This is a genomic window from Shigella sp. FC1567 (assembly GCF_001743015.1).
Classification (GTDB): Bacteria; Pseudomonadota; Gammaproteobacteria; order Enterobacterales; family Enterobacteriaceae; genus Escherichia; species Escherichia coli.
Window position 1 is genome coordinate 1 of record NZ_MIIV01000448.1, and the last position, 296, is coordinate 296.

The following is a 296-nucleotide window of genomic DNA, read 5'->3' on the forward strand; positions in this document are numbered from 1 at the left end:
CTCCTTCCTGAAATAGAATGGCATCAGAAGGAGCTAATAATGAGCAGAAAAAACCAACGTTACTCTAAAGAGTTCAAAGCCGAAGCTGTCAGAACGGTTCTTGAAAATCAACTTTCGATCAGTGAAGGCGCTTCCCGATTATCCCTTCCTGAAGGCACTTTAGGACAATGGGTTACCGCCGCCAGAAAAGGGCTCGGTACTCCTGGTTCCCGCACGGTGGCTGAACTGGAATCTGAAATTCTGCAACTGCGTAAGGCGTTAAATGAAGCTCGCCTTGAGCGAGATATATTAAAAAA

General features: G+C 45.9%; 1 protein-coding gene. It reads left to right on the forward strand.

Annotated features, from left to right (window positions below; genetic code table 11):
- Positions 1–39: 39 nt before the first annotated feature.
- Positions 40–296: transposase (locus BHE85_RS19880; protein ID WP_069673647.1), on the forward strand; the 257-nt coding region annotated here is incomplete at its 3' end.